A 13,853-nucleotide genomic window follows, 5' to 3' on the forward strand; every position below is an offset into this window, starting at 1 on the left:
GCCTCGGCAAGGTCAGTGATTGTCATCGCTCTCCCGTCTTCGTCAATCTCGTCGCGACCAGGCCCGCAGTGGAGCCGATGGTCGTATTCCCGGGGCGGCCCACCGACTGTGTCGATCGACCCGCGGTCATCTCGTCCATGGCGGCGATGATGTGGAACACAAACCGGCAGGCCGGGACCCGTCACCCGGCAAGGGCCCCTCGGAGGAACTCGACGATCTCCGCCCGCGCGGCCTTCGCGTGCGGCACCAAGCCCGGCATGCTGAGGAACGCGTGCGTCGCTCCGGGATATTCGGTGAGCCGCGCGGGCGTCCCGGCCGCTTGCAGTCGTTCGGCGTAACAGCGGCCGTGATCGGCCACCGGATCAATGGTCGGCACCACCACGAGCGCTGGGGCCAGCTCGCTCAGGTCGTCGGCATACAGCGGCGACAGCGCACGAGGATCGGTTCCCGGCGGAACGGCGAGCCGCTGGAACAGCCGCATCTGCGTCACGGTGAGGGTCGGGCTGTGGGCGTGCCGGCTGATCGAGGCGTGGTCGAACCCCGTCGAGGTCAGGTCGACAGCGGGGTTGACCAGCACCTGCGCCCGCAGGAGCAGGCCGGACTCTCTGGCCCGGATCGCGGCCAGGGCGGTGACCATCGAGCCGGTGCTCTCGCCGAAGACGGCGGTCCGCGCCGGGTCGACTCCCCACTGCGCGGCGTGCTGCACCACGTGCCGGAGCACGTCCCAGCCGTCGTCGACGGCCGCCGACAGCGGAGTCTCCGGGTCGAGGAGGCGGTGCTCGACCGAGACGACGACCGCGGGCAGCCGTGCGGCGAGGTGGCTGTTCACCCAGTCGCTCTGCACCGCCGTGCCCACGAACCCGCCTCCGTGCACGTGGAGCACGAGCGGCAGGCCGGCCCGGTCGCCGCCTTCGCCGCCGCGCCCGGGCGAGGGCCGGTACACCCGGACCGGGAGCTCGCGGCCGGGCAGCGCCACCTGTTGCCACTGGATCGCGGCGCCGCGGTCCGGAAACCCGCTGATCACCCGCGCCAGACGGGATGCCCGCTTGCGGTTCACCGCGTCGCGCAAGGCGACCAGTTCCTCGGCTGTCATCGCCGGCCAGTCCGGCTCCTTTCCCAGGGCGTGCAGCAACCGGACGCCCAGCGGCGGCCGCTCCGTACCGGTGACCTCGCTCATGCCTTCTCCTCGGCCGGATAGTTTCGCTACCACAAGTATCGATACCGATCGTAGCGCAATAGGTTATCGTGTGGGCATGACCCGAGCGACCACATCTGCCAGACCACCCGGTCGCCCGCGCTCCGGTGTCAATGCCGTGGTCTTCGCCGCAACACTGAGCACGGTCCACGAGCTCGGCTACGCACGTGCCACTGTCGACCGCATCGCCGCCGCGGCCGGCATCGCGAAGACGACGATCTATCGTCGCTGGCCGTCGAAGGGTGCGCTGATCGTGGACTGCCTCCTTGACGCGTTCGGCCCGGTGCCGCTGGAGGGCGCCGATCGAGCCGAGCTCATGTCATCGGCCGTCCGCTGGATCGCGGCGAAGGTCGGCGAGCCCGGGGTAGGCGACGCTTTCGCAGGCGTGTTCAGTGACGCCGTCAGCGATCCGGCCCTGCGCGAGGTCCTGTCCGCGCAGTTTCAGGACCCGTACCGGCTCGCGCTCCAGGACGCGCTCGGCGAGCCGGAGAACCGGGTCCTGTTCTTCATCGACGTCGTCGTCGGAACCCTGCTCCACCGGATGGGCATGACCGGCGAGCCGATGGCCGACGCCGACGTCGCCGCACTGGTCGAGATGGTTCTGCTGCACTTCGCTGACGGTGCCGCTTCGACCTAGACCTGCCGTCGAACCGGCAATCGGCTCCGGCGGCGAGGAGGCGGCCAGAGCCCGGGCGCCTCGGCTCCTGGGATTCACCGACGACCTGCCGATCCGTGTCGTCGCCGTACAGTCGCCTCACCACCCCACGCGAACCTGTCATCCGCTACGACGACCTGGGCGCGCCGGCGCTCCTGGCCGAGATACCCCAGGACGCCGCACGCGACAACACCGACGTGGCCTCGATCACCCGCATGGCCGAAAGCCCAGAAGATCTGGAGACTCTGGACGCCTACTGCGCGCATAGCGGCCATCCCTTCCCCTTGCCGTAAGGCTGAACACGTGTTTAGTATAATGACCATGTGTTCAGCTCGTCGGCCATCCTCGTCGGACCTGACCGCCCAGGCCAAGATCCGTAACGCCGCCATAGCCCTATTCGCCCGCGACGGTTTCCAGAAGACGAACCTGCGCGCGATCGCCGCGGCGGCAGGCGTCAGCGCCGCCCTGGTCATCCACCACTTCGGCAGCAAGGAGGGGTTGCGCAGGGTCTGCGACGAGTACGTCCTGCGCAACCTCGTCCAGCACACGCACGACGCCCGCCCCGAGGGCATGCAGGACCTGCTCCGCGAATACCTTGCCGATCCCGAGGAGTACGTGCTGCACGTCCAGTACATGGCACGCGCGATGGAAGAGGACTCACCGGCGGCGACCACGTTCGTGGACACCCTGGTGGCCGAGGCCGAAGCCGTGCTCAGGGCAGGGGTGGCCGACGGGACCATGCACCCGTCCAAGGACATCAGGGCGATGGCGGTGTGGCAGGTGGCGATGAGCGTGGCCCTGCTCACCATGGCACCGCCTCTGACGCGTTCACTCGGCTACGAGAGCTTCGGTCCCGAGGTGCTGCACCGCCTTGTGACGCCGATGCTCGAACTCACCACCCGCGGGCTGTACACCAACGACACGCCACTGAAGGCCGCCGAGGCCGCCTGGGAAGCCTCACAGCAGAAAAGAGGTGAATGACCGATGCCCGTCTCCGTTCCGGCCCTCACGCCGCTGCAGGCCACGCTGTGGTTGACGCTGTGCGGCAGGGCGCTGGATAACCGCCTGCCCAACCCGATCTTGGGCGACGCGCTGGCCGACGAGATCGTGCGGAAGACTGATTACGACTACCGGAAGCTCCACATCTCCCCGAGCTCCGCGATCAACATCGCGCACCGGGCCAGGAAACTGGACGAGATCGCCCAGCGGTTCTTGGCCCGCCACCCCGACGCGGTCGGCCTGGACCTCGGCGCCGGCCTGGACAGCCGGGTGCTCCGCATCACCCCGCCGCCCACCGCCGACTGGTACGACATCGATTTCCCCGAGGTCCTCGCCGCCCGGCGGCACCTGTTGCCCAAACGCGCGACCCCGCACGGCATCGGCGCAGACCTGAACAGTCCCGCCTGGCTGGAAGCCCTGCCTACCGACCGGCCCGCCGTGATCGTCGCCGACGGCCTGATCGCCTTCTTCTCGGAAGAGGAGATGATCTCCCTGGTGAACCGTCTCATCGAGCACTTCCCCAGTGGGGAGATCGCCTTCAACGGCTACAGCAAGTTCGCCATCTGGGCGCAGAAACACGCCAAGATCGCCGAAACCATCCGCGGCATCACCAAGTTCCCCGGCCTCGACGACCCCCGGGACGCCGAACGCTGGCACCCCAAGCTGAAGCTGGTCCGGGAAATCCTGTGCCCCCGAGAGCCCGAGGTCGCCAAGTTTCCGCTGGGCCTTCGCCTGATGAACCGCCTGACCGCGGTGAGCGCGTCGCTGTCCAGGATGGGCAACGCGGTCTTCGTCTACCGCTTCTAGCTCCCCATCGATCTCCACATCCACGCTCCCTCGCGGAGGGCGCCGCGATCGACCGCGCCCTCGACACGGTGGCGAGCCCATTTCACCAACCCCATTTCACAATGCAAGGACGCCAACCATGGCTGAGATCGATGCCATCACCGTGGCAGGATTGGTCAAGTCGTTCGGCCCGACTCGGGCACTGGACGGCCTCGACCTCGTCGTCAGGACCGGCGAGGTACACGGGTTCCTGGGACCGAACGGCGCGGGCAAGAGCACCACGATCCGGATCTTGCTGGGCCTGATGCACGCCGACACGGGCACCGCCCGGCTGCTCGGGGGAGACCCCTGGGTGCAGGCCAGCGAGCTGCACCGCCGCCTGGCGTACGTGCCCGGCGACGTCACCCTGTGGCCCAACCTGTCAGGCGGGGAGGCCATCGACCTGATCGGCCGGCTGCGCGGGGGCCTTGACCGGGGGCGCAGGGACGAGCTGATCGAGCGCTTCGATCTCGATCCGCGTAAGAAAGGCCGCACCTACTCCAAGGGCAACCGCCAGAAGGTGGCGCTGGTCGCCGCACTCGCCTCCGGCGCCGAACTGCTCATCCTCGACGAGCCGACCTCCGGCCTGGATCCGCTGATGGAGGCGGTGTTCAGGGAGACCGTCCAGGAGGTGCAGCGCTCCGGCGACCGTACCGTGCTGCTGTCCAGCCACATCCTGTCCGAGGTCGAGGCGCTCTGCGACCGTGTCACCATCGTCCGCGACGGCCGCACCGTGGAGAGCGGCACCCTGGCCGAGCTGCGCCACCTCACCCGTACGTTCGTCGAGGCCGAGCTGGCGAGCCCGCCGGACAGGCTGGCCGGCCTGCCTGGCGTGTACGGCCTCCGTACCGACGGCAGGCTGGTGCGCTTCAGCGTCGATGCCACCGCGCTGGACACGGCGCTGCGCCGCCTCACCGAGATGGGCGTGCGCAGCCTGGTCAGCCGGCCGCCGACGCTGGAGGAGCTGTTCCTGCGGCACTACGACCGCTCGGAGGCGAGCACCAGGAGCAAGCGCGCGGGGGCGGCCCGATGAACGCGCTCGACGGCGCGGGGAAGCTCATCCGCCTGGCGCTGCGGCGCGATCGGGTGCTGCTGCCCCTGTGGACCGTCTTCTGCGTCACGGTCCCGGTGGTGTTCGTCGGCGCGTTCAACGGCGCGTACCCCACGGCCGAGGCCCGTGAGGACTACTACGAGACCAGCGTCCACACCAGGGCCTTCACCGTCGTCTACGGCGCGCTGAAGGGGTCGAGCCTCGGCGAGCTGGTGGCTTGGCGCTCGGGGGTCCTCACCTGCCTGGTCGCGATCTTCGCCCTGCTCACGGTCATCCGGCACACGCGTACGGAAGAGGAGGCGGGGCGGCGCGAACTGGTCGGTGCCACCGCGGTCTCCCGGCACGCGGACCTGGCCGCGGCCCTGATCGTCACCTGCGGGGCCGGCCTGGTCCTGGGCCTGCTGTCGGCGCTGACGCTGATCGGCCAGGATCTGCCGGTCGCCGGCTCGCTGGCGCTCGGGCTCGGGTTCACGGCCGCCGGCTGGCTGTTCGCCGGGATCGGCGCCGTGGCCGCGCAGCTCACGACCGGCGCCGGGGGAGCGCGCGCGATCGGGCTCACCGCTGTGGGCGTCGCGGTCATCCTGCGCGGCATCGGCGACATCGGCGTGCAGTCCGGCGACGGGCCCGCATGGGTGTTGTGGTTGTCGCCGTTCGGCTGGTCCGAGGAGTTGCGGCCGTACAGCGGGGAGAGCTGGTGGGTCCTGGCGCTCGTGGTCGCCGGGTTCGCCGCGCTCACCGCGCTGGCCGTGTCGCTGTCGGCGCGGCGCGACCTCGGCAACGGTATGTTCCAGGCCCGCCCGGGGCCGGCCGACGCCGCGCCTGGGTTGCGCAGTCCGCTGGCGCTGGCCTGGCGGCTGCACCGGGGGCCGCTCGTCAGCAGGACCGCAGGGCTCGCCCTGGTCGGGCTCGCGGTCGGAGCCATATCGGAGAGCCTCGGCGCGCTGATGGAGAACAGCGGTTCCACCGCACGGGAGGTGCTCGCCCGCCTCGGCGGCCCCGGCACGCTCGTCGACCAGTTTGTCGCGCCGATGATGACCATGCTCGGTCTGATCTGCTCGATCTTTGCGGTGCAGGCGGCGCTGCTGCTCAGGAACGAAGAGCGCGACGGACGGGCCGAGCCCCTGCTGGCCACGCCGGTGGACCGGCTGCGCTGGGCGGGCAGCCACCTCGCCTTCGCCCTGCTCGGGCCGGCGCTCGGGGTGCTGGCGTTCGGGTCGGTCGCCGGGCTGACGCACGGTTTGAACACGGGCGCCGTGGGGCGCGAGCTGCCCCGCCTCCTGGGCGCCGCGCTCGTGCAACTCCCCGCGATATGGGTGTTCACCGGGCTCGCCTTCGCGCTCTTCGGCCTGCTGCCCCGCCTGGTCGCGGGCACGTTCGCCGTGCTGCTGGGCACCATGGTGCTCGGCTGGGCCGCCCAGGAACTGCTGCTCGGCCAGTGGGTGATCAACCTGTCGGTCTTCCAGCACGTGCCGCAGCTCCCCGGAGGGCAGATGGCGATCCTGCCGCTGGTCGTCATGACCGTCTCCGCGGCGGTTCTCGTCGCGGTCGGCCTGGTCGGTCTCAGTCGGCGCGACATGCCCACGGGCTGAAGACCCTTGATGGACCCCGGGGCTGCCTCGGGGTCCATCGGGGTACGTCACCGGCGCAGGCGGCCCCCGCCGTGCGGAAGGTCTTGAGCGCCTTGGGGGGCCGAAGTAGGGGTTGCCGTAGTACTCGCGGAAAATCGGGCGGATATAGCCCGATAGGCTCCTGGGCCGGGGATCTTCGGGCTCTGGCAGGAGGTAGCCGGTTGGCGACGCGGGTGTTCGCGGACCAGGAACTGGGCACTGCGGAGGTTCCCCGAGATCGACCGGGAGGAACTGTTCCGGTTCTTCACGTTGCCCCCGGTGGACCGCCTTGGGCTTGCCGTCGCGTTGTGCACCTTGCCATGGTTGGGGTTCGTGCCGGACGACGTGGATCAGGGGTGTTGCTGAAACTCATCGACAAACGCTGCCGCTAGACACAGACAGAACCATCCGCGCTCACCCACCTGCCGCGACGCCGGGACCCGGAACCGCAACCCGAGAGGGTTCTTGCCGTTTCGGCTGAGAATTTTCAACCAGACCCGCCGAGCCCCGTGCCGTCATCCCAACACTATTGAAAACGGTTATCGCGGTCGAGAGGTCGCAGATGGGGTCGGAATCGATCGCTCGCCCCCGCGGGCCGTTGGCTCCGGCACGGGCTGAGCACGCACTGCGGTCGGACCTCGGACGTCAGGCGCCGCGCCTGTCCAACCGAGGGCGATAACAGCAGCGTTGCCCGGTCTCCATGGTGTCGACCAGGTGCGCGCCGACCACTGGATCGATCTCCATGATTCGACTGATCGCCCGCTTGACCGCTTTGCTCACCGCGACCCTGGCCCGTTCATCGCTACCGGTGAACTCGCGCATCCGTCCTTTGAGACCGGTGGTGGTAGTCAACTCATCGATCAGCCAGTCGCGTTCGCGGCGTAACGACGTGGCGCGTTCGAGGTCGTTCATCGAATCGGAGTCGTCGATCTCCGCCTCCAGCTGCGCCAACCGATCTGTGAACGTGCGCTTCGCTACGGCGTCCATGATCGGCTGGGATGAGAAGGAATCGTGAGCTACCGGGCCCGCCCCAACGGCTAGGTCGGTTGCGGGGATCTCCCGGCCAGGGTTGGCGATAAGAGTCGCCAGGTGCCGCATCCCGATGCGGTTCTCGACTACCACGGTCCGGCCCTGAAGCTCGATCTGCCACGCACGCCCCCGACGTCTGCAGGTGCAGATGGCCACCGCATCCTCGGCGGGCGGATCCTTCTCCGGGGGCAACACCATGCCGAGACTGAGCGCCTCCTGCTCAGCCCGTGCCAACTCCCGTCGGGCCTCGCCGTGGCCTGACCTCTGTCCGCGCGCGAGCACGTGTCCGAGTCGCCACCGGGACAGGACGGCCGCAGGCCAGTGGCCCAGCGCCTGGTTGGCACGGATGGCCTTGCGGAAATGGTCAATGGCACGATCCACATCGCCGACTGTGAGGGAGCTTGTGGCCAGGGAGTAGTGGACAGACCCGAGACAGGTGACGCCAAGGCTGCTGATGATCGGGAGATCGGCGAACGGGCTGAGCAGAGTGTATGCGCGGGCGGCGGCCTCGCTGTCGTGAAGCAGATATGCCGCCTCGACAACGCAGTACATCGTGAGGAGCCAACTGCTGGAGTGGGGGAGATCAGACAGATCCCGGCCGAGAACGCGCGCCAGCATGTGGACGGCTAATCGGTGCTCTCCTGCGGTGGCGGCGGCCACGGCCAAGGCGGCCAGATAGGTGCTGTCCACAGCGCTGTGTATGGGGGAATGCGCCAGATCGGAGATCACTTCTACCAGTTCACCGATACGGCCCTGATACCACCGGATCGTGCCCAGGTGCTCGCAGTACCAGCCGAGCGCATCGACATCCCCTGCCAGGTCCCCGCGCTCCGCGCACGTGGCCGCCATCGACTCCGCCTGCGCGAATCGGCCCGCGCGGATGCTGAGCATGACCTCCATGGCGCTGGCGACGAACCCGACCGCCAGGTGTTCGCCTCCCGCCAGGACGGAACGCAGCTCTGTCAGGCTGCGCTCGGCGTGTGGATCGGCGGCCATCAACAGATCAGCGGTTCGCCACATCAGGCCCATCGACAGATCCCCGCGGCGGGCCGTATGAGCAGCTTGGCCGATCAGTTCCTCGGCCAGCTCCAGACGGGTGGCGCCATCTGCCGGACCGAGAACGCAGTGGTGGGCCAGGCTCAACACCTCTGCTAGCGCCACAGGGTCACCCGCGCCTCTGACCTGCGCCAGGATCTCAAGGATCCGGTCATGTCGGCCGCTGCGGTAATCGTCCTCCGCGCACAGTCGGACGCGCAGGCGAAGTGCCAGTGATGATCGCGGATCGATCATGCTCAGAGCGTGGAGCTGGCGGGCACGGACCACCCCCGCCTCCGCTGCCGCGCGGTGTTCATGAACCCAGACACCGCCCAGCCCCAACGCCGCGCGGGCCAACCTTGGGCCGTCCCCCTGCCGGTCCGCCTCGCGGTAGGCCTCATCCAGCAGTCGCCTGCTGAGCCGCAGATCGCCCCTGGTGTGGAGCGCGAACTCTCCTTTCAGCAGTACGTCATCCAAGCCCATCCCACCGTACGCCGACGGCAGTTCCTCCGTGGTCACGACACCCCCTGAGACAGCACACGGATGCGCCTTCACAATCCCGCTCAGTGCTCCCACCGGCTGCGGCAAGATCGGCAGCACAGGCCCCCAGGTCCACAATGAAAGCTAACTGCGACCGTGTGAAGACCCGTATCGTGGCCCATCGCCAAAGTCGGCGCAAGACCCGAGATGTCCACCTGTGGACCGAATGGAACAGGGTGGAACACCCTCCGCGATCCGCATGCAAGAAGGATCCCTAGAGGCCGTCCTTACGCCCTCACCAGGACCGCAGTCCTCGTCCCAGCCTCCGGCGCGCTCCCCGACATGTCGGAAGGAACGCGCCACCGAACCCAAGACCACCCGACGAGCTCATCGGGGGACTGCGCGCACCCGCCATATCACGACGCATGCCGTTCCATCCAATGGAACCGGATGGAACGGCATGTAGGGAAAAGGGTTGCCGACCGGTTCGAGGGGCGAGCCTGGCGCGTTCCGTACATCGCCTTCGCGAAGGTAACGGGGGGTGGAACGCCTTACCGGGTAGCGGCCCTCAGCCGACCATCAGGAGTACATCCGTGTTCGACCTTGTCCTGTTGCCGCACTGCGACCTTCACGTCTCGCTCGACCGGGAGCGGCCCCGCATCAGGGTGTATGCGCGCTCAGCCGCCGATGGCGACGGGGTCTACCGGCTCAACGAGGTCACGGCACCGGGCGGCCTTCGACACCGACATCGTGGGTGACATCACCGCTCCGGGGCCGGGCCGCCCCTGTACAAAGGCCGCCCTGGCCGACCGCGAGCGGGTGCTGGGCGCTGACAACCTGCTCGGGAGCACTCCCAACCTGACTTCCAACACCGCTGCAATCTCGCCGCTGCTTGTTGAGCTCGATGCGCCTGGCTGGCGGTTTCTGCCGGTCCCGCCATGGGTGGCGTAGGACCTCCTTGTTTGCGATGGAACGGGATGGAACGGATTGGAACGCCCACAGTTATGGGGCCAAACACCTATGAACCAAACCCTAGGGAGGGAACGCGTACATGTCCGTGCACATCACAAACGTCTGGGACGGACTCGTCTCCGTGGAGCTGAACAGCGGGACCACGGTGCATCTAGCGCCCGGGGAGTGCTCGGGCCCGATAGAGGAGTTCGAGACCGGTGGCAACCAGTGGCTCGGGCTGCTCCAGGAGCGGGGCCGGGTGATGCTCGACCCGGCCGAGGCCGACCCGGGGCGCGGCAGAGAGCGCCGCCGCGCCAAGAAGGACGAAGAATCCCCGGCGAGTTGACGACTAGGACGGAAATCAGATGGAGCGATTGCATCCCGGCGTATATCTCGAAGAGGTGCCGAGCGGGGTCCGCCCGATCGAGGGCGTGAGCACCTCGACGGCGGCGTTCCTCGGCAAGGCGGAAACAGGCCCGCTGGACCACGCCCGGCTGGTCACGAGTTTCATCGAGTTCCAGGCCGGCTTCGGCGGATTCCTCAATGACAGCTACCTGGCCCACGCGGCGTTGCAGTTCTTCAACAACGGCGGAACACGGCTGTACGTCGTCCGGGTGGCCGCGAACGCCCAGACCGCGAGCGTGGAGATCGGCGACCGCAAGAGCCCTCCGGCCCGGACCCTGATCGTCGCCGCCGCCGGCGCCGGCAAGTGGGCCAACGATCTGGAGGTCGTGGTCACGGCCGGCACGCAGGACCCCGGCAACGAGTTCGCTCTCGCGGTCCGCCGCGGCGGGGTGGTCACCGAGACGTTCGACAACCTGAGCGTCAATCCCGACGCGCCGAACTTCGCGGAGAACGCCGTCAATGCCCGCTCCCGGCTGGTCCGGGTCAGCGTGGACCCGGCCGACGACACCACCGACCCCGGCAGGAGCATCTCCGGCGCCGGCCCGGCGACCACACTGCCGGCCGAGCTGCGCCGGCTGCAGATCAATCTCAACGGTGACGGCCTCCAGCCGATCGTGCTCGCCGATCCGGCCAGTGCCGGCGCCCAGATCGCTGCCGCGATCCAGGCCGCCGTCCGGCAGCTGACCCCGCTGCGCGGTAGCACACCGGCCGCCGCGTACAGCCAGTTCGAGGCGAAGTTTGAGAACAATCTCTACACCCTCACCTCCGGCGCTCCGGGCAGGCGCTCGTCCGTCCAGGTGGTCAACGCACCCGACGGCAACGCCGCCGCGCTGCTCAGACTGGGCACGACCAACGGCGGGTCCGAGACCACTGGCGCGGCGGTGCTGCGGCCCGCGGGCGGCACCTTCCTGCTCGGCGACGGGATCGTGGGCGGCGCCACGCTGAAAGTGACGGCGGGCAGCGACGGGACCACACCGCAGGACCCCGACTACCTCCAGGCGCTGAAACTGCTCGACCCGGTGCGCGACGTCAACATCGTCGCGGTCCCCGGGATCGGCAGCAAGCAGGTCATCGACGCGGGCAGCGGCTACTGCCGGCAGCGCGGCGACTGCTTCTTCATCGGCGACCTGCCGTCGTCGGTGCAAACCCGGGACTCGGCGCGGGCGTTCGTCGACGGCCTCACCGTCAAGAGCTCGTACGGGGCCGTGTATTTCCCGTGGTTGTCCACGGTGAACCCGGCGGGAACGGGGCCGGATCCGATGCTGGTGCCGCCGTCGGGCTTCGCCGCCGGGGTGTACGCGCGGATCGACTCGCGACGCGGCGTCTGGAAGGCGCCGGCCGGCACGGAAGCCAACGTCGTCGGGGCGGTCGGGCTGGCCCGCCAGCTGAGTGACGTCGACCAGGACGTGCTGAACCCGGCCGGGGTCAACGCCATCCGCTTCTTCCCCTCCTCCGGCATCGTGTTGTGGGGCACCCGCACCCTCGCCACCGTCTCGGACCCGGCCTACCGCTACATCCCCATCCGGCGGCTGGCCATCTTCCTGGAGCAGAGCATCGCCAACGGCGTCCAGTTCGCCGTGTTCGAGCCGAACGACGAGGACCTGTGGGCGAGCCTGCGGCTGAACATCGGCGGGTTCATGACCACGCTGTTCCGTGCGGGAGCGTTCCAAGGTGACACGCCGGCGAAGGCGTTCTTCGTCAAGTGCGATGCGCAGACCAATCCCCAGGAACAGATCGACGCCGGCATCGTCACGGTGCTGGTGGGCTTCGCCCCGCTGCGTCCCGCGGAGTTCGTCGTCATCCGGATCAGCCAGCAGACCGTGGGCAACTGAGGAGATACCGCATGGCCAAGTTCACCGTCAACGCCCATCGGTTCGACCCGTACCGCAACTTCAAGTTCCGTATCAAGATCGACAACCAGTACGTGGCGGGCCTGAGCAAGTGCAGCGCGCTGCGCCGTACGACGGAGGTGACGCAGTGGCGGGAGGCCGGCGACCCCAGCACCAGCCGCCAGCTGCCGGGCAAGACCCGCTACGAGCCGGTCACGCTGGAGGCCGGCGTCACGCACGACACGACCTTCGAGAGCTGGGCGAACCTGGTGCACAACTTCCAGGGCGACGCGGCCGGCTCACTCAAGGGGTTCCGCAAGGACATCATCATCGACGTCTATAACGAGGCGGGGCAGAAGGCGATCTCGTACACACTGTTCCGCTGCTGGGTGTCGGAGTACCAGGCGCTGCCCGAGCTCGACGCCGGCGCCAACGCGGTGGCGATCCAGCACATCGTGGTGCAGAACGAGGGCTGGCAGCGGGACGTCTCGGTGACCGAACCCACGGAGTTGTGATGACGGCGGACACGACGGTCCGGCTGCCCGCCGGGCTGCTGGACGCCGCCGGCGCCTGCCTGCAGGAGGCCGACGTCCGTCCGGTACGGGGCGAGGACGAGGAATGGCTGTACGCGCTGCCGCTCACGAGCTTGGAGTCCGAGGTGGTGACGGGACTGCTCGCGCGGTGCGTGAGCCGCATCGGCCCGGCGGCGCCCACCAACGGCATGGTCGGGCAACTGCCGGTGGGCGACCGCGAATGGCTGATCCTGCGGTTGTGGCGGCTGACCTTCGGCAACCGCGTGGAGCTGGTGCTGGCCTGCCCGCGACCGGCGTGCGCGGCCCGGATGGACGTCGACTTCGCGCTGGACGCCTTGCCGGTGGAGGAACGGCCGCAGCGGCCGGAGTACCGGTTCGCCTCACACGACGGCCCGGACGCGATCCGGCTGCGGTTCCGGCTGCCGCGCGGGGCCGACCTGGAGGCTCTGGGCCGGGACTGTCCCGAGGACACGACGGAGGAGGAACTGGCGGCCACGCTGCTGGGGCGCTGCGTGCTCGGCACCGGTGACGCGGCCCCGGCGCTTTCCTCACCACAGGTACGGGAGGCGCTGGCCGAGCGGTTACGGGCGCACTCGGCGCTCGTGCAACGGGAGTTCGACGTCACGTGCCCCGCGTGCGGGCGGGAGTTCAGCGCCGGGTTCGACCCGATCCTGGCGTTCCTGGCCGAGATGATGCGGCGTCGGCCGGAGTTCGACCGCGACGTGCACCTGCTGAGCCTGTACTACCACTGGCCGCTCAGCGAGATCCTGGCCATGCCCCGGCCGCGCCGGCGGCGTTACGTGCGGCGGCTGCTGGACCAGCTCGAACCGGCGCCGGCGGGGTAGGGGCTCGCAGATGTCGTCCTTTCTTCAACATCTGCTCCAACGGGGCACCCGCCGCCTCGCCGCGGCGGCCGGCGGCGCCGACCCGGACCCGGCGGAATCGGTGGAGCCCCTAGAGGTGACGGAATTCGTCCCGGCCGAGGTGCTTCCATGGCCCGTCGGCGCCGACCATTCGCGACCAGCCGGCGAGGAGCCGGAACACCCGTTCACCGCCCCGGTGCGGCGAAGGACCCCGGCCGTCGTCACTTCCCCCGGCGCATACGCGGCCGATTCCCCCGGTGGCCACGTGGCGGACTGCCCCAGCAGGCCCGCGGCACGAGAGGTCCCCGCACCCTCACCCGCCGGACGGCCGCCCGCACGGCGGGCGGACTCTCTACGGGCAGCGGACCGGGGCCGGCGGTCGCCGCCGGTAGAGAG

Annotated in this window: 13 protein-coding genes; 11 read left to right on the top strand and 2 right to left on the bottom strand. The window is 69.2% G+C overall.

All coding sequences use genetic code 11. The features are described 5' to 3' along the window. Positions 1-181 precede the first annotated feature (181 nt). The gene (locus ABZU75_RS30345) at positions 182-1,177 is read right to left on the bottom strand and encodes an alpha/beta hydrolase (RefSeq protein ID WP_355561442.1); all 996 of its coding nucleotides are present in this window, start codon (positions 1,175-1,177) and stop codon (positions 182-184) included. Positions 1,178-1,253: 76 nt separating this feature from the next. On the opposite strand from ABZU75_RS30345, the gene ABZU75_RS30350 reads away from it, so the two are divergent. The 6 genes from ABZU75_RS30350 (at position 1,254) to ABZU75_RS30375 (ending at position 6,314) form a co-directional block, all read left to right on the top strand. After that, positions 1,254-1,832, top strand: coding sequence for a TetR/AcrR family transcriptional regulator (locus ABZU75_RS30350; protein ID WP_355561445.1), 579 nt, complete (start codon positions 1,254-1,256; stop codon positions 1,830-1,832). A gap of 95 nt (positions 1,833-1,927) precedes the next feature. After that, a complete protein-coding gene (locus ABZU75_RS30355) occupies positions 1,928-2,143 on the top strand; it encodes a hypothetical protein (RefSeq protein WP_355561448.1) in 216 nt (71 codons plus the stop codon). A gap of 28 nt (positions 2,144-2,171) precedes the next feature. After that, positions 2,172-2,831 carry a TetR family transcriptional regulator gene (locus tag ABZU75_RS30360; RefSeq protein ID WP_355561451.1) on the top strand — a complete coding sequence of 220 codons (660 nt, stop codon included), beginning with the start codon at positions 2,172-2,174 and terminating at the stop codon, positions 2,829-2,831. Positions 2,832-2,834: 3 nt separating this feature from the next. After that, the gene (locus ABZU75_RS30365; RefSeq protein ID WP_355561453.1) at positions 2,835-3,656 is read left to right on the top strand and encodes a class I SAM-dependent methyltransferase; all 822 of its coding nucleotides are present in this window, start codon (positions 2,835-2,837) and stop codon (positions 3,654-3,656) included. A gap of 118 nt (positions 3,657-3,774) precedes the next feature. After that, positions 3,775-4,707: an ABC transporter ATP-binding protein gene (locus tag ABZU75_RS30370; RefSeq protein ID WP_355561456.1), complete on the top strand. Its 933-nt coding sequence runs from the start codon at positions 3,775-3,777 to the stop codon at positions 4,705-4,707. Further along, positions 4,704-6,314: an ABC transporter permease gene (locus ABZU75_RS30375; protein WP_355561459.1), complete on the top strand. Its 1,611-nt coding sequence runs from the start codon at positions 4,704-4,706 to the stop codon at positions 6,312-6,314. Before ABZU75_RS30370 ends, ABZU75_RS30375 begins: the two co-directional genes overlap by 4 nt. Positions 6,315-6,977: 663 nt before the next feature. Here the strand turns inward: ABZU75_RS30375 and ABZU75_RS30380 are convergent. After that, positions 6,978-8,915 carry a hypothetical protein gene (locus tag ABZU75_RS30380; RefSeq protein ID WP_355561462.1) on the bottom strand — a complete coding sequence of 646 codons (1,938 nt, stop codon included), beginning with the start codon at positions 8,913-8,915 and terminating at the stop codon, positions 6,978-6,980. 711 nt (positions 8,916-9,626) lie between these two features. On the opposite strand from ABZU75_RS30380, the gene ABZU75_RS30385 reads away from it, so the two are divergent. The 5 genes from ABZU75_RS30385 (at position 9,627) to ABZU75_RS30405 (ending at position 13,439) form a co-directional block, all read left to right on the top strand. Continuing rightward, entirely contained in the window at positions 9,627-9,827 is a 201-nt protein-coding gene (locus ABZU75_RS30385; RefSeq protein ID WP_355561465.1) for a hypothetical protein, read from the top strand. Positions 9,828-9,927: 100 nt separating this feature from the next. After that, positions 9,928-10,173, top strand: coding sequence for a hypothetical protein (locus ABZU75_RS30390; RefSeq protein WP_355561468.1), 246 nt, complete (start codon positions 9,928-9,930; stop codon positions 10,171-10,173). A gap of 19 nt (positions 10,174-10,192) precedes the next feature. After that, positions 10,193-12,064 (top strand): phage tail sheath subtilisin-like domain-containing protein, encoded by a 1,872-nt coding sequence (locus ABZU75_RS30395; protein ID WP_355561473.1) that lies wholly within the window; start codon positions 10,193-10,195, stop codon positions 12,062-12,064. An 11-nt stretch (positions 12,065-12,075) separates the two neighbouring features. Beyond that, positions 12,076-12,576, top strand: coding sequence for a phage tail protein (locus ABZU75_RS30400; RefSeq protein WP_355561476.1), 501 nt, complete (start codon positions 12,076-12,078; stop codon positions 12,574-12,576). After that, positions 12,576-13,439: a hypothetical protein gene (locus ABZU75_RS30405; RefSeq protein WP_355561479.1), complete on the top strand. Its 864-nt coding sequence runs from the start codon at positions 12,576-12,578 to the stop codon at positions 13,437-13,439. The genes ABZU75_RS30400 and ABZU75_RS30405 overlap by 1 nt, the downstream gene beginning before the upstream one ends. Positions 13,440-13,853: the final 414 nt, after the last annotated feature.

Origin of the sequence: Streptosporangium sp. NPDC005286 (assembly GCF_040607515.1) — a bacterium.
Lineage (GTDB): Bacteria > Actinomycetota > Actinomycetes > Streptosporangiales > Streptosporangiaceae > Streptosporangium.